The 23,362-nt window shown below is 43.1% G+C and carries 12 protein-coding genes and 3 pseudogenes; 2 read left to right on the plus strand and 13 right to left on the minus strand.

All coding sequences use genetic code 11. The features are described 5' to 3' along the window. Positions 1-48: 48 nt before the first annotated feature. Positions 49-705, minus strand: coding sequence for a carbohydrate ABC transporter permease (locus tag ACIFSR_RS31125; protein ID WP_430062739.1), 657 nt, complete (start codon positions 703-705; stop codon positions 49-51). A 192-nt stretch (positions 706-897) separates the two neighbouring features. Here ACIFSR_RS31125 and ACIFSR_RS31130 point away from each other — a divergent pair. Then, positions 898-1,831: pseudogene (locus ACIFSR_RS31130) on the plus strand (IS701 family transposase); the annotation flags it as partial. 177 nt (positions 1,832-2,008) lie between these two features. On the opposite strand, the gene ACIFSR_RS31135 reads toward ACIFSR_RS31130, so the two are convergent. Together ACIFSR_RS31135 and ACIFSR_RS31140 are read right to left on the minus strand one after the other, a co-directional pair. Beyond that, entirely contained in the window at positions 2,009-5,044 is a 3,036-nt protein-coding gene (locus ACIFSR_RS31135) for an alginate lyase family protein (protein ID WP_430062742.1), read from the minus strand. A 393-nt stretch (positions 5,045-5,437) separates the two neighbouring features. Continuing rightward, positions 5,438-5,658 (minus strand): annotated as a pseudogene (locus ACIFSR_RS31140) (IS110 family transposase); the annotation flags it as partial. A gap of 185 nt (positions 5,659-5,843) precedes the next feature. On the opposite strand from ACIFSR_RS31140, the pseudogene ACIFSR_RS31145 reads away from it, so the two are divergent. Then, a pseudogene (locus tag ACIFSR_RS31145) lies at positions 5,844-6,138 on the plus strand (transposase); the annotation flags it as partial. A gap of 84 nt (positions 6,139-6,222) precedes the next feature. On the opposite strand, the gene ACIFSR_RS31150 reads toward ACIFSR_RS31145, so the two are convergent. The 10 genes from ACIFSR_RS31150 to ACIFSR_RS31195 form a co-directional block, all read right to left on the minus strand. After that, a complete protein-coding gene (locus ACIFSR_RS31150) occupies positions 6,223-7,335 on the minus strand; it encodes a glycoside hydrolase family 88 protein (protein ID WP_430063195.1) in 1,113 nt (370 codons plus the stop codon). 40 nt (positions 7,336-7,375) lie between these two features. Then, positions 7,376-8,278 (minus strand): carbohydrate ABC transporter permease, encoded by a 903-nt coding sequence (locus ACIFSR_RS31155; protein WP_430062745.1) that lies wholly within the window; start codon positions 8,276-8,278, stop codon positions 7,376-7,378. Further along, positions 8,272-9,234, minus strand: coding sequence for an ABC transporter permease (locus ACIFSR_RS31160; protein ID WP_430062748.1), 963 nt, complete (start codon positions 9,232-9,234; stop codon positions 8,272-8,274). The genes ACIFSR_RS31155 and ACIFSR_RS31160 overlap by 7 nt, the downstream gene beginning before the upstream one ends. An 85-nt stretch (positions 9,235-9,319) precedes the next feature. Beyond that, on the minus strand, positions 9,320-10,975 hold the full coding sequence (locus ACIFSR_RS31165) for an extracellular solute-binding protein (protein ID WP_430062751.1): 1,656 nt from the start codon (positions 10,973-10,975) through the stop codon (positions 9,320-9,322). Positions 10,976-11,207: 232 nt separating this feature from the next. Continuing rightward, on the minus strand, positions 11,208-13,268 hold the full coding sequence (locus tag ACIFSR_RS31170; RefSeq protein ID WP_430062754.1) for a BNR-4 repeat-containing protein: 2,061 nt from the start codon (positions 13,266-13,268) through the stop codon (positions 11,208-11,210). Between the two features lie 177 nt (positions 13,269-13,445). Then, complete coding sequence (locus ACIFSR_RS31175; RefSeq protein WP_430062757.1) at positions 13,446-15,809, minus strand: helix-turn-helix domain-containing protein; 2,364 nt, start codon at positions 15,807-15,809, stop codon at positions 13,446-13,448. Positions 15,810-15,932: 123 nt separating this feature from the next. Continuing rightward, entirely contained in the window at positions 15,933-18,161 is a 2,229-nt protein-coding gene (locus tag ACIFSR_RS31180) for a GH39 family glycosyl hydrolase (RefSeq protein WP_430062760.1), read from the minus strand. A gap of 58 nt (positions 18,162-18,219) precedes the next feature. After that, positions 18,220-19,809 (minus strand): sulfatase family protein, encoded by a 1,590-nt coding sequence (locus tag ACIFSR_RS31185; protein ID WP_430062763.1) that lies wholly within the window; start codon positions 19,807-19,809, stop codon positions 18,220-18,222. A 52-nt stretch (positions 19,810-19,861) separates the two neighbouring features. Beyond that, complete coding sequence (locus ACIFSR_RS31190; RefSeq protein ID WP_430062766.1) at positions 19,862-21,493, minus strand: extracellular solute-binding protein; 1,632 nt, start codon at positions 21,491-21,493, stop codon at positions 19,862-19,864. Between the two features lie 154 nt (positions 21,494-21,647). After that, a complete protein-coding gene (locus ACIFSR_RS31195; protein WP_430062768.1) occupies positions 21,648-23,282 on the minus strand; it encodes an extracellular solute-binding protein in 1,635 nt (544 codons plus the stop codon). Between the last annotated feature and the right edge of the window lie 80 nt (positions 23,283-23,362).

Consider the following 23,362-nt stretch of genomic DNA (forward strand, 5'->3'; position numbering starts at 1 on the left):
ATCGCTAAGCTATAGGAATGCGATATCAAACATTGTACCTGAATCCATCTAGCCTTTCACCGCACCTGCAGCGACACCTTTTGTAACATGTTCTTGCATAAAAATGTAGAGAATTATGGTAGGCAATGTAGCTATGACTAATGCAGCAGTGAGGCTTGCGTAATCAATGCTGTATTCCTCATTAAAAGATAATAGTCCAATGGGAAGTGTTTTCATCGCATCGTCAGATATGAATACCAATGCATATACAAATTCATTCCACACGTGTAAAGCAGTAAATATCGCAACCGTTGCTAATATGGGCTTGGATAAGGGTGTATATATTTTGAAAAACACGGAGTATATGTTGCAGCCGTCCATATAAGCGGCTTCATCTAATTCTTTGGGCAGTTGCAAATAAAATCCATACAATAAAAACACTGCGACTGGAAGCGAGAATGACACATAAGGGAAAAATAATGCCCCGTAAGTATTCAACAAATGCATTTTGTTTAGCATCACAAACAGGGAAATCAAAGTACTATGAACGGGAATCATCATGCCAAGTAAAAATAAAGAGAGAAAAAACTTACTGCCCTTAAATGGTCTGCGTGCTAGAATAAATGCAATTAATGAAGGATCTAAAAGCGTTGCAATAACGGTAATAATCGTAATCCACACACTATTCAACAAATAATTTTGAATGCCATTTTCCCATGCATTCACATAATTTGATAGCTGAAGCTTTTCAGGAAACCCCCATGGGTTTGCATGAAATTCAGAATTAGTTTTCATAGAACTATAAATGAGCAAATTCGCTTCCAGTAAACTGTAAAACCAAAAAGAATAGAGACAAAGCGATCTCCTTGTGGTAAAAAGTAGTCACCACAACCATCTTCACAACAAGGAGAAATCATTATGTCTCATACCGCCATCGTACCCGATCACATTACGCTTCGCAACTACTTATTACAGCATCGATTGCCGCTTTATTTTTCCAAGCCGGTCATAGCGCATATCGAGACGTACATGGCGGCCTCTACGGCAAAAGGGTTTCGCGGCAAGATTGTAGATCTGGCCGAATACAGCGCTTGCCATCGCACGACTCGGACATTTTCTCGCCGAAGGCAAATGGGATGAAGCTGTACTGCAAAACAAAGTTAAGAATGAATCGCTTCAGCAGGTGGTTCAGATAGCCAACCAGACGGCGGAACCGCTGTTTGTCATTCATGATGATACGATTTCCAAGAAAACAAAGCCTTCGTCACAGGCTAAGTCTCTGATGGAGCAAACCGGCTTTCATCATTCGCACCTGGAAGGTAAAGTCGTTTGGGGACATCAGGTTCAAGCGACGGTCGTCCAAAGCAGCAACACCTCATTGATCCATTCCATTGACTTGTACGACAAAACGAAAACGAATCCTGATGGCACGGTCTACACGAAGATCGATCACGTGTGTGACATGGCCGCTGCGCTTCCGCTTCCGCCCTATGGCGGCTATGCGCTGGTCGATTCTTGGTTTACTTGCACCCGTGTGATCGATAGTTATGCTGCTGCGGGATACCACCTAATTGGCGGTCTTAAAACCAACCGGATCATCTACCCGCAAGGCATTCGCATTTCGATACAGGATTTTGCCGCTCATATCCGCAAAGAAGACGTTCGCCTTGTGACCGTGAACGAAACTTCATACTGGACATACCGATATGAAGGCGCCTTAAATGATATCAAAAACGCCGTTGTTCTCCTTTGCTGGCCAGAGCAAGCGTTTGGAGAGCCGAAAGCACTACGTGCTTTTTTATGCACGGATGTCTCTTTGAATACGGAAACCATTTCGACTTACTACAGAAGGCCCCAAGAGTATCGAATGGAAATGGCAGATAGAAGCATATGGTGGTACGGCGAAGAATACATGGATGGATGGTGTAATTCTAATTCTAAACGTTCATCAGCGCCAAATCCAAAACGAAAGGGGTGTCCTTCAGTCGCATTGGACTTCGGGACATCCCCTTATTACATTACTTATTGATTACTTCTCGCTGGAATGAGGTACCCACACATCTACCGAAGTGGACGCTTGGTTTCCTGCCTCATCGGTGGCAAGATAAGTAACCGTGTACGTTCTACCTGCCCCTAAACCAGATCGTTCCGCGCGAAGCAGGAACTCAAGATCATACGTATTCCACTCTGCTTCTTGAATATCGTTCGCCGTATCCCCGTCGCCCAAGCCATCGTCTGGCTCATTACTGGTAATGGATTGGAGGACGACGTTAACGTTCGAGAGTAAATCCTTCACAAAAATTTCAGGCGTGATAGGAACCATACGATGGTTCGGCGGCCACAGCACCTTCTCGGATAGATTAAGCTCGACCGTTGGGGCTGTCTTATCGATTTGAATGAGCTTGGTTTTCACCTCTTCCTGATTGCCTACATGATCGACGCTCCAATATTGCAACGTATAAAACCCTTCGCTTTCTATCGATACCGTCGAGCCTATTGACGGTTCGCCTCCATTAATAGAATAATACGTTGCTGCAACACCGCTTTCCGCATCCGTTGCGTGCAGCTCTACCGTCACATCAGAGTTGGTCCAGCCCGCTGGTGCATTATCCGTCGTTGCCGGCGCGGTAGAATCATTACCATAAATTGCAATAGCATAATCTGGTGTATCTATGATATCAAATACTACGCTGCCATCTTGATTGATCTTTACACCAGAATTCACTTCAACTAATCCCTGGCCAAAAGAATATAATTTAGCCACATCATTCGCATACTCCTTACCAAGATTTATATTGAGTTTCGCTTGAAAACCCAATGGTGAAATATGAACCCTACCAAGCTTCATATATGTTTTTGCACCTTCTGGAAGTTGTGTCATGCTATCATTAGAAGTAATTGAGAATTTATTAGTTACATCAAAAATAATATCAGTAGTAATAGCTTTTTCTATTGAAGTACCATTTACAACCCATGAAACGCCAACTCCTGAAATCTTACTATCCGTATTAATCAAAAATTCAATATCTCTTCCTTTAATTGTATTAAAGATAAATGGTGGTATTTTTTCGCATTTGGAAAGATCTATTGTAAATTTTTCTCCATCAGATGCATCAGCCAACTTTTCTTTTAAATCAATCCATTTACTTGAAAACTCACTTTCTTTTGACTCAAGTTCATCAATAATTTCACCATTTGCATCTAATGCCTGAATCTTATAATAATATGTTCTTCCATATTCAAGATCCTTTTTATCTACAAATTGTATTGCCTTGGAAGAATCTAGTTTTGTCAATTCTGAATACGTACCATCTTTAGAATCTTTTCTGTAAAGTACATATTTTGCAGCTCCCGTTTTCTGAACCATCCAGTTAAGTCTTATTGTCGACTCCTCTGCTGTAGGTTGAACAATATATGTAGCTGAGAGAATACCTTTGTCATTTCCCTGAATGTTGTATTTCAAGCTATCATCCGCTGACACCATAATAGCCTGCTCTGATATGCCATCAATAGCATACCCAAATATATTACTTGTTTTAAGGAAAAGAGGTCTTATCATTGTAGCCATTTTAATTTCTGCTGAATCCTGAATTTGCTCCCATTCCCATTCTTTTTCATTCTTTGCATATGGAGCGAGATTTTCGAAAGCCTTACTTAAGGATACTCCTTTTGCTGATGTATAATTCCAAAGATCTACATCTGTAAATCTTTCTGCGATCTCAGCAACCTGTATTAATGGCCACAAACAAGTATTATGATAATTTACTGACTTGGTTCTCCTAAGTTCATATGGCAAGCTTCCGTCTGGCTCAATATAATCCTCAATTCTTTCGACCTTAGCCTCTTCGAATAGTTGCACAGCCCCTTTATAGTTGTTTATATACAACAAAATACCTGCTAACTGATAATCATAATTAGAGCCATGATTATTATGCTGTTGCTTTTCTTTTATCCCCATATCACTTCTTGTAAGCCATGATGCATACGCTGTAAACCAGTCTACCATTGAATTAATATCATCCTGAGATATCATGTCCTGTTTTTCAAGCATCTGCAATGCAGTAATAACATTAACAATTGAGGTCCATTCGATAACACCCAGAGGTCTTCCATCTACACCTCCTGGGACACTCTGACCATATTTTATGTGTGGATTCATTTTTGTTTCTTCATCAATAAACCACACCTTAATGATTTCATAAGCTTTTTCAAGGTATTTAGGATCCTCCGTAAAATAATAACTAAGGCTTAAATTTCCAATACCATGAAACATTTCGCTTGTACGAGTATAATCTGTATCATCTCCTCTTGAAGCAGGATTTACCTGACCATCTTTGGATATCCATGGAAGTCCATCAGGCTTAGTTGGATCTGGCCAGAAGTATGGCGCAGTACTTATATAATCATGCTTGTCTTTGCTTGGTGGCAGTAGGCTTTTATTCGTTACTGGGTTGAGAAGTGCATTCATAAACTTTTCAGCATCTGTTTGAACTTTATTAAATGCGGCAACATAAGATTCTACACCACTAAGTAAATTTTCTTTTGATTTATTCATTAAGTCTTCGTTATAGTATATAAGCTTATCTGTCCTGCTTATGTTTTCTTCTTTTTCTTCAGAAATCTGAATTATTGCATCTTTTACATTGACCTCAAGATCCAAAATGTCCGAGAAAAATGTAATTGGTACATATACAACACCATCAACTGTTGTTGCTGGTTTCTGGAGTGATATTTCCAGGCTATTTAAATATCCAAATGATTCTCCGAGCTTCATTTCAATACTTTTTCGACCAGCTGTAATACGAATCTTTTCGGAGGTTTCATCTAGAGTTGATGTATGTCCAAAACCTTTAAGCACCTTATCAAGCGGTGCATACAATACTGTATTTTCCACTAAAAGTTCACTCCTAGTAAGTTGTATTGCATTATCTGGTTTTTCTTTAGTATGTGCTGCAGCTTCTACTAAGCCCGAAGACGCTACCAGTGGTAAAATAGCGATAATCATAACCATAAATCCTGCCAATAAACTTAAACCCTTTCTTCTTGGTCTCCTCACATTAAACATTTGATTCCCTCCCACAATAAAGTAATGTTTTTTCGTTCACTCTCAAAATCTCAACTTTGACAGTATCAGAGGTGCTGGTGTTGAATGAAGTCTAGGCGGGAACAGAGCTCAGGATCGTTTGAATTCCAAAACTGTGGATAATGAGTATGATCGCACATTGGATCTCCACACTCACTCTGGGGTTTCCCTCCCACATGTCACGCTGGGTTTATGCCCTTACATTCCTTGTTTTACTTCTCAAGGGGTAAATGCCGATTCTCGCTTCTTTACAGGGTCGTTGTTACAGCGTGTAGTTCGTCGGCTTCTCCGATGCTTCCGTTGTCTACTCGTGAATCATTGAGATTACAGATTATTGCTTCCTTGATAACAAGTAACTAATTGAAGCAATTGGGCTTACCGTACAGGGCCAATAACATCAATGGCGTTATACACGGTTTGCTTTGTCCCAGCGTATACAGTACTCGAAAGAGTTTTCCATACAACTCTATGAGCGACTGTTTCTTCTTTAGTGCGTTCTGACTTCGCGTCATGAAATAGCGATGTTGCGCCTGAAACTCTGCGTTCTTCGCTACCATCGGCATGATCGCCCGGAACAGCAGCACCCGCAGGCGCGATCACCCTCGCTTGTGTCGAACGGTGCGAGAAGTGTGCTCAGCTCCACGCGAGCCGCGACGATCCCTTCCGTCAATCCAATAGACGCTGTGGCGGAGGCCTAGAATGGTTTCGCCCTTTTTATTTCCACCCCACGTCTTCCAGTGAAACAGGACGTCTCTAGCCCCCTTAGCGGCGATTCTCGAGAGCACCCATGCCAAAGCCTGTCTACCCTGGGAGCCTTGCTTTCCCCTTCGATTTTGGCGCATGTCATGTGTCAAAAATATGTAGAAGCCTTACCGTTGTATCGCCAGGAACAGCAATTCGTACAGCTTGTATACACTCTCTCCAGACAGACGATAGCAAACTGGATGATCTATGAAGCAGAGAAATGGCTCACGTCACTCTACGCTGCCATGAAAGCCTACTTGCTGAAGCAAGACGTGTTGCATAGGGATGAGACGACACTTCAAGTATTGAAGGGCAAGTCAGCGGAGACAACGTAAGAGGCCGGTTTAAAATGGTAACCTGATAACACAGCTAAGCCTACACCCTTATGAAACAGATGTGAGCTTAGTGATGCTTATTTACCAAAACAATTCTGTGTTTCCCCTCAGCTTTGACAATGCCTCCATAAAGAAGTAATCCCCGTATATAATCGGCGTATTGATCCCGATTCCTGCAGGGTAATGGGATGTCCCCTTAACCAGAAGCGCTTCCTCTTCCGTATCCCATGCTCCATAATTCTCATAGAGCGACTTCACGATACACTCTGCCCACTCCAGATAAAATCGTTGTTCCTGTTCAGGCACAGATCTGCCGATCTCGATCAACCCGCTCGCCGCACAGGCCGCTGCTGTTGTATCTCTCGGCATATTCGCTTCAAGCGGTGCTCGCAAATCCCAGTAAGGGACATGGTCCTCAGGCAGACTGGCGATGAAATAGTGCGCGGCTTTCTTCGCTGCCTGCAGATATCTTGGCTCGCCAGTGTAACGATAAGACAGAGCGAAGCCATGTATCGCCCATGACGCTCCTCTCGACCACGCAGAATAGGGTGAATAGCCTTGACCGGCCATCGCTCCTACTCGTTCCCCGGTATCTGGATCAAAGCAGACAATATGATGAACAGAGCCGTCGTCTCGCATATGCTCCTTCAGCACGGTATCCGCATGAGCGATCGCAATATGCTTGAACCTCGGATCACCTGTTTCTTCGGACGCCCAATAGAGGATAGGAAGATTCATCATACAATCAATAATGACCCATCCTCGGTTATCCTTGCCTCCGCCTTGTTGATCATTCCATGCACGAATGAAGTTACCCTTTATATTAAACCGTCCTGCCAGATGACTTGCTGCCGTAAGCGCTCTTCGCCTGGAGGGCTCATGATTCAGCAGTTTATACTGCGCCACTGAAGTCAAGCTCCATACAAAGCCTACATCATGATGCAGAACATAGAATCCGTTCAACACTTCATCAAGCTCATCTTCTATTGCAATTGCAATCCCCTTCAGTCGCTCATCCTTCGTCTCTTTATATATCTGCCATAACATACCGGGCCAGAAGCCCTTGGTCCAGAAGCTCTTATTATTATCATAGGTTCCGTTAATAGAGAGATGCGGATAGGATACGCCTATCCGCTTGCTCGTCCTGTTCACCTTCTCCACGGCCTGACACCAAGCCTGATCGATCCAGTTCATATGATTCAATTGAATTTCCTCCTCATCCTAGCAACTCAGACTACCCTTTCAGAGATCCAACCATAACTCCCTTAACAAAATAGCGCTGCAAATATGGATAGACCATCAGAATAGGTAAAGTAGACACCATTATGGTCGCATACTTAATCGTCTCGCCAATTTGGAACAAGTCGTTGCCCGAGCCTCCCGATGACATCCCCTCTGTCGAGTTCGCTATCAGAATCTCCCTGATTACCAATTGCAGAGGAAATAAATCTCTGTCACTAATAAAAATGGAGGAATAGAACCATCCATTCCATTTGTCCACGGCATAATAAAGCGTCATGACCGCCATGATGGGCAGGGATAAAGGAAGAATAATACGGAACAGAATCACAAGGTGATTGGCACCGTCCATCTTAGCTGCTTCTTCCAGACTATCAGGAATGGATTGAAACGAGGTTCTTAATATAATCAAATTAAACGTGTTAATAGCAAATGGAATAATAGGCGCCCAAAGCGTATCGAGCAGCCCTACGCCCTTCACAACCAAATAGAAAGGGATCAGACCGCCATGAAAGAACATCGTAATGATGATAAAAATCATAAACGGCTTATTCAACATGACATTTTTGCGTGACAGCACATAAGCTCCCAGCGACGTCATGAACAAATTCAGCATAACCCCGAATACAATGATAAATAATGTATTCTTGTATCCACTCCAAATTGCATCATTCGCAAAAACGCTTTTATAAGCCTCAAAATTGACCCCTACCGGCTTCCATAAAATCCCTTTGTGAGCCACGATATAAGCTGCATCGCTAATGGATGCAAATGCCACATAGATGAGAGGGTACAAGGTAACGACAACTAAAACCGACAAGACTGCGTATAAGCAAATATCAAACGTCCGCTCAAGTCCGGATTTTTTGGTCTTCACGCTGCTCACCTCCCTTACCATAAGCTATTCTCGCTAAATTTTTTGCTCAGTCGATTGGCAAGCACCAACAATATCAAATTGATTACGGAATTGAACAAGCCCACAGCCGCACTGTAGCTCCAGCCGAATTCGAGTAAGCCCTTACGATAAACAAAGGAGGAGATCACATCGGCTGTATCATAAATGGCAGGATTGTATAACAGGATGATCTTCTCGAATCCTACACTAAGCAAATTGCCAATACGGAGAATGAGCATGATGATAATAGTTGGCAGTATGCCTGGAAGGGATACATTCCATATTTGCCTCAGCCTGCCCGCTCCGTCGATTCGTGCCGCTTCGAATTGCTCTTGGTCCACATTCATGAGCGCCGCTAAATAAATAATGGATGTCCATCCCATGCCTTGCCATATGTCAGATATGATATAGATGCTTCGAAAGAGCTCTGGCTTCTGAAGCATGGCCTGCCCGTCTCCGCCCAGATAGGTAATAAAGGTATTGATCAAGCCACCGCTATTCGTAAAATCCTTGATAATTCCACAAATAACGATTAGGGAAATAAAATGGGGCATATAGGTTACGGATTGTACAATGGATTTAAACCGTTTATTTCTGACTTCATTAATTAACAGAGCAAGTATGATGGGAGCTGGAAACTCAAAGCAAAGGGAGTAGAGGCTTAACAATAACGTATTCTTCAGAATTCGCCAGAAATAATAACTTTCGAAAAAGGATTGAAAGTGTGCCAAACCCACCCAGTCACTTCCTACAATCCCTTTAATCGGCGAATACTCTTTGAAAGCAATGATAGCTCCATACATCGGACCGTATTGAAAAAGGATATAATACGCAAGAACAGGTATCATCATCATATATAAGTACTTGTTCAGCGCCAAATCTTTTACCAGGCGACTAACAACAATTTCTTTGCTCTTAACAGGTTTCCCAGCATGGCCAGGGGATGCTGAAGGTCTCATACTCTCGCCCCTTATTTACTTGATTGCCTTTAAGTTAAGCGGTGGTGGCTCAGACTTAGGGAGCTCTAAGCCTCCTTTGTACCTATTAACGCTTATTGAAGCGCTCCAACGCCGCCTTTTGAATTTCAATCGCTCTGTCAAAGCTAAGCGTTTCCAGCTTCTTCATATAGGATTCATAGCTGGATAATGGCTCGCTTCCCAGGATAATTTTGAGCGTCATTTCATTCACAAGAGTATCCACATCTGTCATGATTTTTGCTAATTCTGTACTTTCCTCAGGCGTTGCTGTAATCGGAGGCAGCTTAGTTGATTTAGCATCCGTCTTCCAGACCTCAATAGAATCCTTCTGCGATTGCAGCACGTTATATTGTTCACTGTAGCGTTTGTCTTGCACGAAAGGACCGAAATAATTGCCTCGAATGTACAGGGACAAGGCCTGAGCAGGCGCTAACTTATCCGGATTTTTCATCATCAGATCCGTATAGGTGGGATAATCGTTTTCCATTGTATAGCTGACACCTTCGATCCCGAAGTTAAAGAGCATATGCCCCTCCTCGCTGTAAGCATAATCAAGCATTTTCACAGCCAGCTCCGGATCTTTGGTTTTCGAGGTAATTGCAGCCGTGCCATTAACAGCAAAAGCATTATCCAACTGCCCGAATCGTGGAACATCCCCTTTATTCAGGACGGGGTAAGGCGCCGGGGCCAATACCGCTTTCGGGTCCTGCTCACTAAGGAGCGGTGTCCACTTCCCTAGCTGCGATCCCGCATTACCGAGGGATACGCCTGTCGCTCCGCTGATTATATTGGCATCTAATGTCTTTTGATCTGTTGTTGCAATGTTCTTATCTAACAGCCCTTCAGCATACCACTTGCTCATTGTAGCTAGAAATTCCTTGTACTGAGGTTCTGCAGGACCATACTTAATTTGACCGTTATTCAGATAGAAGCCTTGATTGATACCGAATGCTCCAATGATCGCTCCGTTGCCTAGGGCTGCCAGCCTTCCATCGCTTAAGAACGATAATGGTGCAGAAGCTCCCTTCTTCTCCTTGAACGCCTTCAATACGGTATACCATTCATCGATCGTAGTTGGAACCGCAAGCCCAAGCTCATCCAGCCAATCCTGGCGAATAATCGGGCCTTGGAAGACCAGGAGTGATTCATCTCCGCGAATAAACGGGAATCCATAATAACTGCCTGTATCTGTCTTCACCAGACGATCAACCTCTGGATGCTCCTCCAAATATTTTTTCAAGTTAGGCGCATGTTGATCAATTAAGTCATTCAGCTTTAGAATGTAGCCATCCTTTATCGCTTTCTCCGGTCCTCCAGGGAAATTAATCCAGGAATATTCAATAACATCGGGCATTTCACCCGATGCGAGCATCACATTGAGCGCCTCTTTCTGTTGACCTGCCGTTGGTGAAATGAAGGTCAGCGGAACTCCCGTCTTTTTTTGCCATTCCTGAAAGAATGGAACCTCATCCAGCGAGGATTTAATTCCTGCAAGATTGGAGTTAATGCCCGCCCAATACGTAAGCTTCTTGTCTGTTTGAATGGGATAGGTCGTCGCCTCATTCGAATTGTCTTGTGGAGCTGCGCTTTGTGTCGGATTATTCGAGCTCTGATCTTTCTCCTCCGTATTGCTGGAGCATGCTGTTGTTACACTGACTAGAATCATAAATACTGAGAGTACTACAGCCAACAAGCTTGCTTTTGTCTTTTTCACCGTAACCATCAACCTCCCATTTTTTGTCGAGAGCTTTACAACTCCTCACCCCGATTATAAGAGTCCATTTCCCACATCGTATATCGATCATTTACGCAATTTCATCTACAAAACGCAATATGCAGCTATTCATTTTTGCAGCTTCATTCACAATTTCAAAAAAAAGGCTCATGCTGCGAGCAGCAAACGATCCTGCTGACACACAGCATGAGCACTGAATAAAGGAAGAACCGTTACATTATCATTTTGTTTTCAACTTGTTCTGTTGGCCAAACGGTTGTTTAATTCCATATTCAATGACGCGCACCTTTGTGGCTTCCCCGAGCGTTGTCTTCGGGTTTTCTTGCACGAATACAGAGATAATACCATCCTTCTTAAATCTGTCGGCATCGATTCGCAAGCCTTCGGCCAATCCCGGCAGACTGTTATCGGTGTAGATGATATTCCAATCGGTGTAATTGCTTGCAGCAGTCGCTCTTGCTATTCGTAGTTTGCCTTGCCCGAATTTTCGACCTCCAATTTTGGTATACGTATAGCTTTTCGAAATATATACAAAATACGCATCGCCATTATCCGCTAACAACACTGGCGAATTTGAGCCCTGAGCATGTAAATTAGTCTTATTCACATTGCCGCTTTCATCTATCCAATAATGGAAGTATCTCCTTACAACTTCATTGGATGCGGTTGCATCGGGGGTATCGTCCGGCATATGCTGTGACATAAAGTGAATTCTTCCAGCGGAATCAGCATCTGCCGTATTAAAATTAGAATTGACAAGTCCTCGCCTCTGGGGAATTGGCGATACTATGATGCCCGGCGTGTCAACGGTTGCAAAGGTTGAGCCTGTCTGCGAGACGACGGTTCCACTAATGTTCTTCCAGGTAAGACCATGATTATCGCTATACATATAATTAATATCATGATTGGACATCGCATCTGGCGTCTCTCTCCATATAAAAGGCATATGCAAGCGCCCATTCTGGTCAAAAACAAACCCCAATGGATAATTGCCGCGCTGTGTGCTTGTACCCGTGTAAGAGCCTACATAAGTCCCTGAGCTATGAATCATCTTCCCGTTAAGTGTCCACCCGTGCGATGCTGAATCATAAGTCCCCAGAAATCTCCACCCATTGCCGGAGCCTCTTGTGCGATACATAAAGAGCAGGTTGCCATTGGGTGCTTGAACGAATGTGGGATAGGACAGATCGGTTATCGTGTTCCCAGATAATTGATTGGTAACCGGGCCGAAGAGAGAGGAGCTCCACTGAACCTGAGCCGGGTTATTTGCAATACCTTGCTGGGAAGAGCGATAGTGCAAATCATTGGCATGGTGATCAAAGGTCAGATGAATAACGCCATCTGAGGAAATGCCGAGAGTTGCATAATTATGCGTATCAATGGACATAAACAAATAATCCGTTAATTCAGCGATCTCCCAGGCTTCGCTGCCGCTTGCTCTTCGAGCTACACATACATGCCTATCGCTATTGTAATAGACCGTGTATTGATAACCGTTATACGTAACAATTGAGCCTCCTGATACATTGGGGAAGAAACCAAACTTGACATCAGCAAAGGTTAATCCATCTTGTGCAACCGTTGTGTCTGATAGCTTTTTAACTTTTGTATGAGCAGTCGCGGGATACTCTAGGATCAGCTCTGGTGTATTGCTTCCCGATTCCATAGAGTCATAGTTTACATTGAGATCATTTTCCGACGTAAGCAGGAATGCTATAATCTTATCAGTTGCACTGGAAAGCTCTGAATTGACATAATCCGTAACATCGTATTCATAGTACGTGCCTGCCGCAGTAATAATTTGGCGATCCAACAGGTATCCGCCCTCAATATTGGTCGTAATATCCTGTATACTGGGATACAGATTGGAAGCCACATCATGATACGGCGACCCGTTGCTCCACGTCATGGAGCTGGCATCCCAGACTTCATTCGCAATACCGAATATATTGTTTATGATGCTTCCAGTAGTTTTAGACCGCACAAATAGCCTTAGAGTCGCTTTGTTAGCTACATCGCTCTTATACGATGACAAATTGTATTTTAAATAACCAATTCTGCCTGATGAAGAGCTGTTGTCTTTGACTCCAATTTCATTCGCAAGACTGTAATTTTCATTTGAATCTGCGCCATTTCGAATATAGGTATCTTCAATGGGGTAGTGCTTAGAAATGGAATAGTGCTTAGAATTAGATGCCATGACCTCGGAGCTGCTGATCCAATACAACGTACTGATGATTAAGCTGAGAACAATACCACTGTAGATGCTCTTTTTTACCACTGCATCAATCATCCTCTCACTTGTTTTATCCTTCCAAATGCTTTCAACAGCTATTTTCCCTCCCTTCTTGTGCCCTATCCTACAAATAATGAGCCCGCGTGTATATCGACAATTCCTCAAATGTTGCTTGCAATTTTCCAACAGAGCAATCAAGGAAGAGAAATCCACATGATTGCTTTACCTCTCTAATGAATCCCTGTACTTTCCAGGAGTAATCCCTTGGTATTTCTTAAAAATGCGAATAAAGGTAGTCGCTTCTGTATAGCCAACCTTCTCCGCAACTTCTTTGATCCCCATCTGTTGTTCTGCGATCAGCTTTTTGGCTTGCTGCACACGATATTTGTTCAAGTATTCAAGAATTCCGTACCCTGTATGCTGCTTGAACAGCTTTGACGCATAAGTAGGACTCATCTGTACGTGCTCTCCAATCATGGATACATTCAGATTGACATCGCTCACATTAGCTTCAATGTAAGCAATGACTTCGGTAACAAGATCCTGCACTGCACGCTGACGACTCTCGGTAATATGGCTTTCACGCTTCGCTAATGTATATTCACAAGCCTTGCTAACCCATATCATAAGCTGTTTCTGCATATCCTGAACGGTTTGACTATGCATGAATTGTTCAATGATGCCAGCTGTATCCCATTCCAGCTCTTCTACAAATCCAGTCTCATTCATTGTCTTCATTAAGGTGCTGGCAAGGTCAAACATTAGACATTTCACTAACGGAAGAGATTGAGTGCGTATGGTAAAGTTCTGCTCTATAACTTCTTCTAACGTTCCAAGAGCTAACTCCTTATTGCCTGTTTTTACTGCGTTTATTAGCTTCTGCTCAACGGCAAGCGGATAATAATAGATCCTATGCTGTTCCACCTGCGGCTCATATTGAATCTTTTCATACCTAATGATCTCTCTTCTCCCCATCACAAGCTTGTACTCCATTGCATCTAATGCATGCAGGTACGCTTGATGAATACCGGTCCAAGAGCTCTGAATCGAGCCCATAGATATAGTCAAGTTAATCTGATACGACTGGTGCAAGAAGCTTTGCGCCTCCTGTGCTAATAGCATCAGATCGTCCATATTCTGCTCGACTTCGGACGAAGAAAGATTGATCAAGCATGCGAATACATCGTCTATTTCGACTACGAATCCCTTATGCTTTTGTTTAGCCAGTTCCTCCACGACATTGGATATAATAAATTGAAGCATCTGCTGCTGTTCAGTTGGCTCCAACCATTCTACTCTTTGGTAGAAGTCCTCGGTTTCTTCCACTAGCAGGAGCATGACCGCAAACTCTTCACTTATGAAGCTAATATCATAAGCCGCTGCGGTATCCTCTACCTGCAGTCTTGAGTCCAGCTTGCCCTTAAGCAATCTTGATATGAAGTAGGAGCGAAGCACGTAATGATTCTGCTTCCTATCGATCAGCATTTCTTCCATCTTCAGATACGTTTGATTTAGGGTCTGCTCAATATAGGCAAACTCATTCCCTTCGCGTTGAAGCATTGAGCTTCCCGCTTTCTCCGTCACCTTGTGAAGCAAACGACGGATCGGACCATAATTTTTTCGTAAGAGCAGCAGAGACAATATAATTCCAACCAAAATACTTACCACAAAGCTTACAAAAGTTAAGCTTCGAACCTTTTCTGCTTTCTCCCACAATACTTGGCTTGGCACTATGGAAATGTATTTGGTTTGTGTCGTTGCCGACTGAAGATAAATCGCCTCAAACCTGTCCCCTTCGGTCTCGAAACTGACATAGCCTGAATGAGATAAAAGCTGCTCTAGCTTCAGCGCCTCGAGCAGCTCCTCTGACGCATCCTCATCATTCGATACCAAAATTTCATTATTTTGATTAACAATAAACACTTTGCCTTCGTTAAATAGCTGAACCTTGTTAATGACTGACAGGATTCGAGATTGGTCGATCATCACGACACTCATGCCGGCAGGCTCTCTAGTATGGGCACTCTCAAAGCTTTGCAAATAAGCAATTGCGGGTTTATCACCTAATCTCGGTAACGAAATTAAGCCTTGATTCGTTTTGCTTTGCATTTGGTCCATCCATGCTTCATAGGAATACGACTCGTTCATATGAACAAATTGATAAGCCATAAACGGTTCATTCACGACCCCTGGAAAAACAACCGTCTGATAGGGAGATGCAAGATAAATATAGAAATGATCAATCTCTAAATAGGATGACTTGTACTGTGCTAGACTTTGAGCAAGCACAAACAAATCATAGCTGAAGTCCTTTCGTGAAACATCATCATTCGTGTATCTTAATATATTCTGATTGGTAATATCCCAGGCGATCTGTTGACTTAATCGCTTCATACTTTCTAAATCATTGTCAACTGCCTCTTGCAGCTGCATGAGTAATGACGAATAAGCCATTCGCGTTTCATTCTTTAGTGACCTCGAATATTCTTGATACACAAAAAGACTGATGACCATCGGCAGTAAGAGTACGATGACATAGGAAAGAAACCAAGTTAGTGTCACACTCTGGATAATTTTTTTTTTCACAGGGCATTCTCCTTAACAAGGTTAGATGGGAATTTCATGAATGGAGCCGGTACCCTGGTGGCGTACACAATTCAAAAAAAGCCCGCATTCAATAAATGAAGCGGGCCAAGTGCGACACATTGACTACTCCTTCAGATTCACTCGGATATACTCTGCATCTCTAGTTAAACGTTGTGCTATATCTGTTTCAATCTTCTTTCCGGATTGAGCAGAAACTTGATTAGCAAAAGAATGTAGAATGTGTGAAGCCGCCTGAGTCTGTCCCTGTGTGTATGCAATGTGAGCAAAATTAAGCTTGTTCAATAAACTGTTCTTCATTTGGACTGCGATATGACCTTGATTGACCGCACGTTCAACATGATGAAGCAAGGTATGAATATCTGTTGTCACTTGAAAGGTTATGCTATGAGAGGACTGATTGCCCGCTTCATCGATTGCTGTTACTTTCAGTACGTGTTCACCTAGAGGCAATTCCCATAACGAAATGTCTTCATTATAAGGAATTTCTGTTTCATCTAAGTTCATAGAAGCAGAGGCAACACCACTGTCTGCGTCTGATATATCTATTTGTAAGAAAGCAGAGTTTCGAACAATTTCGTTTGGCGAAACAGAGAACTGAATCTCAGGCGCTGTTTTGTCAACTGCTTCAAATGAAAGTACAAGGACCGAATCGGATGTTGTATTCACTGTAATTTCAAAATAATCCCCTTTGTCAATAAGTGCTCCCGAATAATCCTTAAGAGTCAGGGAATCCTTCATCATTTCGACATACGCTTCATAATTGTTGGCAATTACAGCATTCGCTTCCGGAGTGCTTCCTCCCATCCTGCCAGGATCAGAAATTACACCATGCTTCTGTGCTTTCAACTGAAGAGTCCCAGCTTCTTCAAAATCCGTCTTAAGTTGAGCATACACATCTGTTTCATCCGATAGAAGCGTATATGTTATATTGGACTGATCGTTCAATTTCGGAACGATAGATTTAGGAATGTGGACAGTTACATCTCCCGATACCTTATTCGTTCTATTCATATTAAAGGAAGAGACCATAAGCATATCCATACCACTGTTGGCTCCGAAGAAACCAACTGCCTTATATTTCTGGTTGACTATGTCGGTATTTTCGGGGATGCGAGTGTGGAGCTCGTAAGTATGCGCACCCTCTGCGTAATTAAAAATACTAAACAACCAAAAGAGCGATGACAGGAACGTATAATTGTTATCGTCAATAATGACATCCTCGGTCGTATTCCAATGATAAACCTGCTGTAGTCCCAAATCCAATAGATTCATCAGGAAATGGAAATTCCCCGCTGCGCCTCTTGCTCCTTGCTCCCTGGTCGGAAGGCCAAACTCATTGCTCCAGAACCAGCCATATTCATGGATTTCGAAAGGTAATTCCTCCCCATTGGCAGCATGCTGTCTGACCATTTGAACCGTATTTTTTAATTTTTCCGCTTCTAAATCAGGATCTTTATTAACGCCGCCCGAATATGTGGAAGCTGCAATCCAATCGAATTTGAGATTATTTTCTTTTGCATACGAAGCAACCGTGGAGAGGTGTTCTCCAAACTCTCCAAAGCCGTTGTATGCGCCTACACCTGCACCTGGAAGCACTTTAGAAATTCCTTGTTCCGTGGCTTCATAATAAGCTAGAAATTGATCCATACTTCCCGTAAATCTCTTATGATCATTGCCTTCTGTTGCAACTCTGAACGACCACGTATTTACTAAGTCGTAGCTGTATAAACGTACCATTTCACGACATAACGCTTCAATGAAGTCCTGCCACTCCTGCAAATCTCTTGGGGGCGCATTCTGTCCGTAGACACTAACACCCGGAACCTCAGGGAACGCGTATGGTATATTGTCAATTACAATGCGAGGTCTTTCATAACCATTTTGAATGTAGGGATCCAGCCTGATTTTTACATAATTCTGATCATCAGGCACTCCTTCTCCAAATCTGTACTGAATGTTGCCTTCCTCATCACGGTATGCCAGATCATATTGCGCTACACCTTCTACACCCAGATTGGTGCCATAATAATTTCTGCCAGTCGGACTCCAGCCTCCCAAGAAGCGTACGATATTTACATGATCTCCGAAGATTGCTTCTTTCTCGTACGGACGATTTTTGTATTGGAATGTAATGTCTTCATCACTTGCAAATGTCGTAAACGTTCTGAGAGGGGCGCCCAAGTGTTCACCTAACGCCGGATGATATCTCCAAAAAGGAGTTAGTGTGCCTAAATCCTTCTTAACCCCCGTGGAAACTGATATTTCTTGCTCAGAAGCTGCGCCTATTGGCTGTAAAGTTCCCCCTGTTAACAGAATTACTACGACCAACATTAATGAAAACGCTTTTCCGACTCTCTTCAAATTAATCACCATCCCTTTATTTGAATAATTACCCGAACTCCAGTTTTGTCTCAGCACTCTCCAGATAACCGATGCGAATAGCTCTTGCACGGAGCTTTGTAGCGCCTTCGGTTATTCGAATCTCTCCTGTATACAAGCTCCAGGGTGCATCAGCATGATCATCGAGTCTATATGCAATAGAAGCTCCTTGCGTGCTACAATGCAATTGAACAAATGCTGGTCGTCCTACCTTCCCTGTCTCAAGAAGCTCTGTAGAGCAAATCCCTCCATTAATTAACACAAATCTTGGTTTTGCGGTTTGCGGTTGACGGCCGGAAGGCCACATCTGTGCGACCATCTCCGTCTCAGGCACCTCACCCAGGCGATCATATTTTATTCTCCATTGATCCAGAGCCTCTCTCATTCGATGTAGCTCCTTTGTATACTCCGGGATAGCAGCCAGATTATATTGCTCATAAGGATCCGCTTCACAGTCATACAGCTCTTCAACAGGTCTGCCATTTCCAAAAAATTGTGCGGCCAAACCTTCCAGCTTTCCCTCCTCATGCAATCGCCACAGCTCCCTCTGAATCGGATGTTGATTCAGATATGGAATCCACAGCTGATAAGACTGATTGGGGAGATAGTTACGAATATATTTGTATTGCTGATCCCGAACCGCTCTCACCATATCATAGGATTCATCATAACGATCGCGTGTAGCATAGATGAATTCTCTTTCCTCCTCCTCACGAAGAAAGCTGCTGCCTTGAAGATGAGCAGGTATCTGAAGCTTAGCGAGCTCTAATACAGTTGGTGCCAGATCGACCAAGCTCACAAGTCGTTCATTTACAGTCCCCGGTTGAATGTAACCTGGCCAGCGAACAATAAGCGGGACTCGAATGCCGGCATCATAAGTCCACCGCTTAGCTCTGGGAAGTCCTTCACCATGATCACTCCATAGCATGACAACCGTATTCTCGGATAAGCCATCCTCTTCAAGCTGCTGCAAGAGAGTGCCTACATAGTCGTCTGCTAAAGAAAGATTGTCATAATGACGAGCTATGGCTTTACGTACAAGCGGGGTATCCGGCAAATACGGCGGAAGCACCACTTCATCCGGATTCGTCTTCATCTCCTCAGCTTCCTTGGGCCACATCTTGCTCTCATGCGTGACGGTCGTGTTAAACACTGCAAAGAAAGGCTGATTGGCCTCTCGATTTCTCCAATGTCCGTCTGGTCCGCATTCATCCCATGCTGTTAAAGGCGGTTTAAACTGATAATCGGTTTTTAGATTGTTGGAGCAATAATAACCCTGTGCCCGTAAGTATTCCGAGAATACTTTGACATAAGAAGGCGGAACAATTTCATAAGGCGTAGGTAATTCAGGGGTGTCCTGGTTCGTATGAGTGGTTCGCATATGCTGCCCTCCTACATAGGTGGAATACATCCCCGTAATAACCGAACAACGGCTCGGCGCACAAACGCCAGCAGTAGCAAACGTATTAGGATAGCGGCAGCCCTCCCTTGAGAGCTGATCAATATGAGGCGTTCGAGCAACAGCATCTCCGTAACAGCCAAACCTTGGACTCGTATCCTCTAACGATATCCACAGGATGTTTAATGGTTTTTGATTCATTTCACTTCACTCCATTCGTAGAATTCGTAGAAATTATATTTTTAAAAATTGATTATTCGGCTTTTTTCCAGCGATCGTACGCCTTCTGATAAATCTCGACATACTCGTCTACGTTCAATTTTTTCAAAGTCGCTATATACGTATCCCAATTTTCTAACTTCTCTTTACCCAAAACAAACTTTGCTTCCATCTGAGAGATATAAATCAGCAGATCATTTTTCAGAATATTCACCCTGTTCTCCTCTTCTTCTGTAAGAAAAAGCAATGGCATAGGAGATTTAGCGAACGCTGTAAGTTTTTCCGCCTGTTCATTTAGAATCGCAGCAAGCACATCTGATTGCTTATCGTTCAACTCTTTGCTTTTTAGTAGTGGAATTGGCGTACCTACATCCGGTGTATTTTTTGCGCGAAATTCATTTGCTTTCATACCATCTGGAACAAGACGATCCCATACAGTCTTACTCTCATCTCTCCATTTCCAAGCTTCGCCTTCAATTCCTTGATTGCCAAGCATGAAACCTTCGGGAGTGTACAAATAATCCACCCAACGTATTGTCGCCTCTGGATATTTGTTATTTTTAGTAATAGCAAAGGTTCCTGTTACAATATCAGGATTCGGGCTAAACAGCTTTTTATCATTTATTGGACTCGTTAACGGCAGCACCAAGGGATATTTAGAATTTCCTTTCACATTTTCAACATCGACCTTGTAAATCAAAAAAGGCGCAGCTTGAAACGTCATTCCGATTCGGTCTTCCTGTCCTTTTGCCTTCAGCTGCTGATCGGTATGTGTGAATATTTCAGCATCAAGAAGATTTTCGGCATGTAATTTATTCATGTATGTAAGGAATTGTCTGTAGGAATCCGACAAAAATACCGCGCTGACCTTATCTCCCTCAACCTGCAAACGCGATTGGTTATAACGATCCTCCAATAGACCAAATGCCGGCATCAGGTAGGCTCTGGCATCATGTAAAGAATCGCCTTTGACATTAATAAAACTCAAAGGAAGCTCATCCTGCTTCCCATTCCTGTTGGGATCTTCATCTCGAAAACGTTTCAGCAGCTCCAATAGCTCAACAGTAGTTTCTGGAACCTTTGGATTTCCCAACGCCTCCATCCACTCGGCGTTTAGATACGTTCGAAGAAACATAATATCCCGGGTAATATTCGAAACTTGAGGCAATGCGTAGATATGACCGTCTGGCGCTGTAATTGCTTTACGTATAGAAGGTTCCTTGTCGAGTAGAGCTTTTAGATGAGGTGCATACTTATCAATCAAATCTTCAAGAGGAATAAGCAAACCCTGTTTGCCATAGTTGAACTGGTCAAAGGAGGATAATTTCCCTCCAAAAAAAACATCAGGCAAATTCCCGCTTGCAAAAGCTAAATTTTTCTTTTCCTGATAAGAACTATCATCAGGTGTTTCAAACTCAAAATGAATATTCGTCATTCGTTCCATTTCTTCAAAAAACATCATCTGACCCCATGGCCCTTGCAAGGGCGACTTTGATCCCATGAGCTTCAAGGTTACCTTCTCGTTTACAATTGGATAAGCAGACGAATTGAAATTTTGTATCGCTGTGCTGTTGTCACTCTGTTCTTGAGTGCTGTCGGTATAGCATGCGGACAACAACGTACCAAACAAAATTGCAATAGACAATCCGATCAAAATCTTTTTCATATGCGATGACTCCCCTTGTCCTGAAAATGAAAAACCCAGTAAGTTAAGCGCTTACAAAACTAGTGTTTAAACTCCACTTTCATTGCAGCCGACATTCACTGCAACAAAAGTGGAGCTTCCTGCTATCTTACAAGCCAACAGCAGACTGCAATCTTTAATTTATATCCTTCCAACGGTCGTACGCGTTCTGGTAAATCTCTACATACTCATCCACATTCATTTTCTTAAGAGTAGACAGATAAGCATCCCAATTATCAAAGCTCTCTTTGCCAAGTACAAATTTTGCTTCCATTTGCGCGATGTAGTTCATCAAATCGTTTTTCAAAATATTTGCACGGCTCTCCTCTTCCTCCGCCAGGAAGAGCAGCGGCATGGCATCTTGTGCATATTGCGATAATTCATCCGCCTGCTTGTTGAGAATGTTGTTGACCAAGTCATTCTGTTTATAGTTGAGCTCCATGCTTTTTAGAAGCGGGATTGTAGAGCCAATATCAGGTGTATTCTGGGCACGGAACTCCTCCTTGTTCATCCCCTCTGGTGTAATTCTTACCCATTCGTTTTTACTATCGTCCTTCCACTTCCAGGCTTCGCCTTCAATTCCTTGATTGCCAAGCATAAAGCCTTCTGGCGTATACAAGTAGTCTACCCATCTCATCGTTGCTTCTGGATGTGGATTATTTTTTGTAATGGCAAAGGTACCGATCGTAATATTAGGACGCGGGGTAAACAGCTTCTCGCTGTTCATAGAACTCGTTAACGGCATCACCAATGGATATTTTTCATTATCCTCAGGCTTTTCAACCTTGAATACGGAGAACGGTGCAGCGTGCGTGGTCATCCCAATCAAGCCCTCTTGCCCTTTGGCCTTCAGTTGCTGATCCGTATGAGTGAATATCTCTGGGTCAAGAAGTTTCTCATCATGCAAGGTCTTCATGTACTTCAGGAATTCTTTGTAACCCTCTGACATGAATACAGCACTGACCTTGTCTTCGGACACCTGTAAGCGGGATTGGTTAGGTCTATCCTCCAACACGCCGAAGGCTGGCATTATATAAGTTCTTGGTATATTCAGAGAGTCATTCTTCACATTAATAAAGGATAGGGGAAGCTCATCCTTCTTGCCATTTTTGTTCGGATCTTCGTCGCGGAAACGCTTTAATAGCTCCAACAGTTCGTCAGTCGTTTGGGGAACCTGCGGATTACCCAACGCTTCCATCCACTCTGCATTCAGATAGGTTCGGAAGAACATCATATCACGAATGATATCGGAGACTTGCGGCAACGCATAGATATGGCCGTCTGGTGCCGTAATCGCTCGACGGATGTCTGGATTCTCGTCCATCAAAGCTTTGAAATTCGGCGCATACTCGTCAATTAAGTCTTCAAGAGGTATGAGCAGTCCCTGTTTGCCATAATTGATCTGATCAAAGGTTGTCAGAGAGCCCGCAAAAAATACATCTGGCAAGTTATCGCTGGCAAAAGTCAGATTTTTCTTTTCTTGAAACACCTTGCTGTCTGGAGTATCGAACTCAAAATGAATGTTTGTTATTCTTTCCATTTCCTCAAAAAACATCATCTGATCCCAAGGACCCTGACTGGCTCCTTTTGCTCCCATTAACTTAAGAGTGACCTTCTCATTCACAACAGGGTACCCGGTCGCATTTAAGTTTTGAGGGGCTGCAGAATTCTCGGATTTGTTCACATCTGATTCTTTCTTTGATGAACAGGCAACGATCATGCTCATCATCATTGAAACAGCTACCACTAGTACCAGCATCTTTTTCTTCAAGTCGTAACACTCCCCTTTAGTTTTTTCCCACATGAGGTCCGCGGGTAACGCTTTAACTATAACCCTTAGGATATCACTCC

Origin of the sequence: Paenibacillus sp. NRS-1760 (genome assembly GCF_050467785.1) — a bacterium.
Classification (GTDB): Bacteria; Bacillota; Bacilli; order Paenibacillales; family Paenibacillaceae; genus Pristimantibacillus.